Source organism: Rhodothermales bacterium, assembly GCA_034439735.1.
Classification (GTDB): Bacteria; Bacteroidota; Rhodothermia; order Rhodothermales; family JAHQVL01; genus JAWKNW01.
Map to the genome: position 1 here is coordinate 51,220 of JAWXAX010000061.1, position 6,138 is coordinate 57,357.

At 54.6% G+C, this 6,138-nt stretch carries 3 protein-coding genes; 1 reads left to right on the forward strand and 2 read right to left on the reverse strand.

What is annotated here, in order from left to right:
• Positions 1-49 precede the first annotated feature (49 nt).
• Positions 50-565: a HEAT repeat domain-containing protein gene (locus SH809_04505; GenBank protein MDZ4698948.1), complete on the reverse strand. Its 516-nt coding sequence runs from the start codon at positions 563-565 to the stop codon at positions 50-52.
• A gap of 333 nt (positions 566-898) precedes the next feature.
• On the opposite strand from SH809_04505, the gene SH809_04510 reads away from it, so the two are divergent.
• On the forward strand, positions 899-4,084 hold the full coding sequence (locus tag SH809_04510) for a serine/threonine-protein kinase (GenBank protein ID MDZ4698949.1): 3,186 nt from the start codon (positions 899-901) through the stop codon (positions 4,082-4,084).
• A 91-nt stretch (positions 4,085-4,175) separates the two neighbouring features.
• Here SH809_04510 and SH809_04515 read toward each other — a convergent pair.
• On the reverse strand, positions 4,176-6,138 hold a 1,963-nt coding region (locus tag SH809_04515), incomplete at its 5' end, for a T9SS type A sorting domain-containing protein (protein ID MDZ4698950.1).

The window sequence follows — 6,138 nt, forward strand, 5'->3', positions numbered from 1 at the left end:
CCCTCTCGTATCGGGATGGTGGAGAACCGTCTTTCCCGAATGTCGCTACTTACTGGAACGAGCCGTCGTGATCCTTAAGCACATAGGTGATCGTGTGCCGCACTTCCGGGTTCTTTTCGAAGTGAACCGCTCGTTTCAGGTAGGCCATCGACCAGTCGTCGCCCAGTTTGCCCAGTGCAACTACCGCCATCCGGCGGACACGGTCGTCCTCATTATTTCTGTAGATGGTCACGACTTCCATCACGGTCTGCCGGGTTGCCGGCATGAAGTCGCCATACTGGATGAGCCGCTGCAGCGCGCTCTGTGTCATGCCTTCGGTCGACGAAGTGAGAGCGGCGGCGAGGCGCTCCCCATACGCGCGCCAGTCCTGGATTGACAGCGTGATGAGGTCCTGATGCGCCGGGGCTGCTTCCCGGATCGTCGCCGGGTCGAGCGTGGTGATTACGGTGGGAGCGCTGCGCTGAGCGTGGGCGGCGGCTAAGGGCGTCATGATCATGACGGCGGCAAGCGCCAAGCGGATGATCGAGTAGTTGGACGTAGTGAAGGGATTGCGTGTCGTTTTCATGGCGTTCACCGTCAGGATGGTCTGGTTGGCCGTTTGGGGCGAGAGCGTCGGATCATTGAAGACGCTCTTGCTTGCTTCACCCATTACCACGGAATCCATTGTCGCCAGGGGCCATCGATGTGAGATTTATTTTTGAAGGTGAAGGATGGGGACGTGCCGGCAGCCCTTCAACGGATCCGACTCAGAAAGACAGGGCGGCCGATCGGCTCTTTTATTATGGGCAGCGAAATAAGTCAGCGCCGTGAGCCCATTCGACAATGAAATAGGCGAGCATTGCTTATCTTTTCAACTGCTTAAATGGGTCAAGCCCACATCTTGCCTACGCTATCCCTTATGGCCCAATCGCAACGTGACCGTATCAAAGCCCTCTTCGAACAGGCGCTAGATCTTCCCATGCCGGCGCGAGCCGCATTCCTGGAGGACTCCTGCGCCGGCGATGCGGAGTTGCGCAAGGAACTGGAAAGCCTGTTGATTCACGCTGAAGGAGCGCCCGACTATCTGGACCGGCTCGCAGCTGACGTTTTGCCCGGGGACCGCCTGTTCATCGCACCGGCTGATTCCGCGGATCCCCTGATTGGCCAACGAATCGCGCATTACAACGTGCTACAACGACTTGGTGCCGGCGGAATGGGGGTCGTTTACAAGGCCATGGACACCCGATTAGACCGTGTCGTGGCGCTCAAATTTCTGACCCATCCGCTTAATATCGAAGCGGAAGCGAGGCAACGGTTCGTCCGAGAAGCAAAGACGGCCTCTTCGCTCGACCATCCAAACATCGGCACGGTCTACGAGATCAATGAAACCGATGATGGGAGGCTCTACATCGCCATGGCGTTTTACGATGGGGAGACGCTGAAGGAAACGATCGCCAGGGGGCCCCTTTCGATCGAAGACGCACGGAACTATGCCTGCCAGATGGCCGAGGGCATGACAAAGGCGCACGGGGCTAACATCATCCATCGGGATATCAAACCGGCGAACGTGATAATAACCTCGGGCGGAGTAATCAAGATTGTCGACTTCGGACTGGCGAAGATGAGCGGGGTCGATCCGTTGACCAGGACCGGCACGACGATGGGCACAGCCGCCTACATGAGCCCGGAACAGATCCGTGGCGAAAAAGCGGATCATCGGTCGGATCTCTGGTCGCTCGGAGTCATCCTGTACGAAATGATCGCGGGCACGAGACCATTCCAGGAGAATTATGAAAGCGCACTGGTCTACAGCATCGTTCACACCGAGCCTGATGACTTGTCTCTTTTACGCAAGGACGTGCCGGAATCCATGGTGTCGCTCGTCAAAACACTGCTTCAAAAGGATCCGGCATCACGTGTCTCGCTAGCTTCAGACATCCTGCCCACGTTAAGATCAGATACTGCAGAAACCCGCCATCTCGAAACACCTCCGCGGGTAGCACGCAACCCCGTCATCCTCACTGCAACGGGAGTCGTACTAGCCGCCTTTTTTGTTCTATTCTGGTGGGTAGGGCGAAATGGAACTCCCAAGGCAGATGGGGCAACGACGCCGGCGCTCAATATGGCGAAGATTGCCATTATACCGTTTGATGTGCGAGAGGACGAGTTCTCGAATTTGCGAGAAGACATGGTGGAAGTAGTCCACCTGGCCATTCAAAATTCCGAAGAGGTTTCCAGTGTCGATCCGAACACCATGTTTGTTTACACAGCCGGCGACAGCATGGTCTCCAAGGATCCGGTACGGGCCTCCGCATTCGCACGTAGTGTTGGAGCGGGTTGGTATGTACTGGGACGCATTTCGCAGCTGGACGATCACATTCAGGTAATTCCAAGACTGTATCGCACTTCGGGAGAGGGATCGTTCGATCTGGCCATAATCTCCATGCAACATGTCGACCAGATTCGGCATGTTGCAGACACATTGGCTCAGCGTATCGTCGGAACTGTACTCGACCGCCCGGACATCCGAATTGCCAGCTTCGCCTCACAATCGACCAGCTCACCAATTGCGTTTCGACATTTCTTGAGAGGGCAGCATTTCTTCAAAGAAAAACAGTATGAAGAGGCTGCCGAAGCCTTCGAACTGGCCCTGACGACGGATTCCACCTTTGCCCTTGCCGCTTTTCAATATGCGCAGAATTATTTCTACCTATACCAGGATGATGTCGACTTCCAACAACGCCTTTATCGTCAGGCGGAACGTCATCTCGACAAACTTCCCATTGCTCTGAGGTGGCTCGTGCAAGCGGAGGTCAGTGCTTTTGCTCATGGCGAGCTCAATAAGGCGGAGCCCTTGTACAGGAAATACCTGTCCAAATATCCGGACGATGGGTATGCACTCATCACGTTCGGTGATTTCCTATTTCATTTCAATCCACTCCGCGGACGATCGGTGAGTGAAGCTAAGGAGTATCTCGAAAAAGGATATCGGATTGTTCGTAGCGACCAAGACGATGCGCTTTTGCATCTAGGATTCTTCGCAGTTCGAGAAAACGATATGCAGCGATATCTATGGGTTACAACACAAGCCGACTCGATTAGGGGAACGCAAGAAGAAGAAGGTATATTCCATCTTCCCCTCTACAGGGACATGATTCAAACAAAGCCAGAGGAGAGAGGTCCCATGATTGATATTCTGGCACAAGTGCCCGACAATTTACTTACACAGGCTCTGTATTTAAGCGCGAGAGATATCCCTGGCTCGATTCGTTCAAATATATTCAACCCTGAACCAGTTCGAACACACAACGCCCAATTGTTAGAGGCAGCTGGAGGGCGCTTTAGCAGGGCCGATTCGATCCGACTTGAACGCACATCGGATCATTATGCTATTAATCTATTCCACCGAGCCAGAATCGCTTCTTCGCCATGGTCAACCCAATCACTAGATGCCATCAAGGCCATACGGGATGAAGTGAACGAGTGGAATCCGGCAGGACGGCCATTTATCCGTACCCGTGTGGTTGTATATGACGATCCGGAGACTGTCAAAACTTATTTACTTGGTATTCTATCCTTCCGTTTGGAGGATGATTCGACACTACAGATTCAAATCGATCATGCAAGAAATCGTGCCTCACGGCAGGATGAGGATAAAACATGGGTAGCCGTAGCGCAGATATTAAATGTTCTTCAATCTGCCCGAACAGACGATCCCGACGGCGCGATTCGACATTTTTATGAAGGCATCATCCCTCTACCGTCCTACTGGTATTCGTTTGATTCACCCCTGACCACCCAGGATTTCAGCCGCCTCGTAATCGCCAACTTGTTGTTTGAACAAGGGCGATTCGAGGATGCTCTACCCTGGTATGTTTCTTTATTCGATGGGTGGGACACAGATGCGCTCATCTATGCCGCCCCTGTTTATTACCAGCGCGCGCGTACCCTCGAAGAACTGGGTAATCCAACCGAAGCGATCACCTATTACACCCTATTTATGGAGTTCTGGAAGGATGCCGAACCAGGCTTACGCCCCATGGTGGCGGATGCGGAGCGTCGACTTGAGTATTTGTATCAGGGGATGACCAGCGAAGCCAGATAATTGGCTTTGTCACAATGAGGCCGGCTACTCCTGAATGGCCCCGGAAGTGGCCATTCAGGATTTAGGCCATTGTCTGGCTCTTACTGCCGGTTTATTGCCCGAGATACACTACCGACTTCGCGGCGATCGGTGCGCCGTCTACCGTTACCCGAACGAAGTAGACCCCGGCCGGCACATCGCCGCCATCCCAGCTCACGCGGTGGGCCCCTGCCGAAAGCATACCCCGCTCAAGGTCAAGTACTTTCTGGCCGAGCACATTATACAGTGCGACGGCGACCTCCCGGGTTACTGGCAAATTGAGGTCGATCGTGAGCCGGCGAGCGAATGGGTTTGGAAAGAGCGCGAAGTCGACTTCTGACTGCAGGGGCTGGCCGATCACACCCGTGGCCACATCCGGCATGGGGTTACGCGCAAAAAAAGCAAAGATTTCAGCGCTCGCGTCGATGTCCTGATTCACAAACCCCAGGAAGTCCGGCCACTCGCCTCCTGGAAACGATCCGCTTGGCCAGGTATGTCCCCCGTTTAGGACGTTATAATATTTGGTTTCGACGCCGTCACAGTCCGGATAATCATACAGACGCACCGTACTGCTATCATCCGATACGGCATCCTCGATGTCAGTTACGATGGGTTCGGATGCACATCCGTTCTTATCCGCCCAAAAAGCGATAGTCTCCTGAGGGTCGAGGAAAATGTATTCCCCATTTTTCCATTCCGCGCCCTCCGGTGGCCAGAAGAGGTCCTCCGTACCATGGATAAGCATGGCAGCTATCGGTCGAGGCGGCTCGCACGTCGCCCTATAGGCTTCATCGATCGGTCCGCCCACGCCGGCCACCGATGCGATCCGATCCGATAGATCACAGGCCAGCTTCCAGAGCATTTGTGAGCCCATCGAGTATCCCGTTGCATGGACTCGGGTTGGATCCACATTGTATTGGGAGGAAAGTGCCTCGATCAGTTCACGCGTAAAACGGACGTCGTCATTTACCGAAACGCGCCCATCGAAATTCCAGCCGGTGTCAGGGCCGTCCAACGGATCATCGACGATGAGCCCATCCAGGTACGCGAGGAGTACCCGCTGATCGTCAGCAACCGACGCCATCAGATCGATGTCCTTCTGGAGGTCCCCATCGAGTGTGTACCCATGGTAATTGAGGACCAGAGGCCATTCCTCTGAACCGTTGTAGGTAGCCGGCACATAGAGCAGGTAGGTGCGAAGTGAATCACCAACCTGCAGACTTCCCTCATGGAAGACGCCGGGAGTGGATTCGGGTAATGGATTGCGCTCAAAAAACTCCAGAATGAGCGCACTCGCATCGATGTCCTGATTAACATGCCCGAGGAACGCCGGTAAAGCTCCTCCTCCAGGCCAGCTATGTCCGCCCTCGTTGATGCGATAGAAACCGACCTCGGTATCCGAATCACACCCTTCGTACAAGAACCGCGTCACCGTACTGCTATCTGTCGCGACAAGGTCGGGCTCGCCCGATTCTACAGGCTCCGCCGAACATCCCGCGAGTGAAGCCCAGTATGCGGCAGTCTGATCCGCCGACTCAAACACGAGCCCGGCCCCTGAGACGCCGTCATAAGGAACGATCGGATCACCTGTACCATGAAACTGGAGCATGGAAACGGGCCGAGTTGGAGTGCAGCTCTGTATCGTGCCATTGTCCATTTGATTGGCGAGTGCGGCCAGTGAGGCAATACGATCATAACGGGCGCATGCGATTTCATAGGTCATCGAGGCGCCCATGGACCACCCCGTAACATGAACCCGCTGCTGGTCGATCGCATAGTCCGCAGACAACTGGTCGATCATTTCCAGCGTAAATCGAATGTCGTCATTGGATGAAAGGGTGCCACCAAGCACATTCCACCCCTGGCCGCTTGTCCCGGTAAACGGATTGGCGACCTGGAGTCCTTGCGGGTACACCACAAGAAAATGCCTGGCGTTCGCGACGGAGTCCATCTGGCTGATATCCGCCTGAAACTGTGCCCCGACATTAAAACCATGATAGCTGACGACCAACGGCCATTCCTGAGTGCCATCGTAC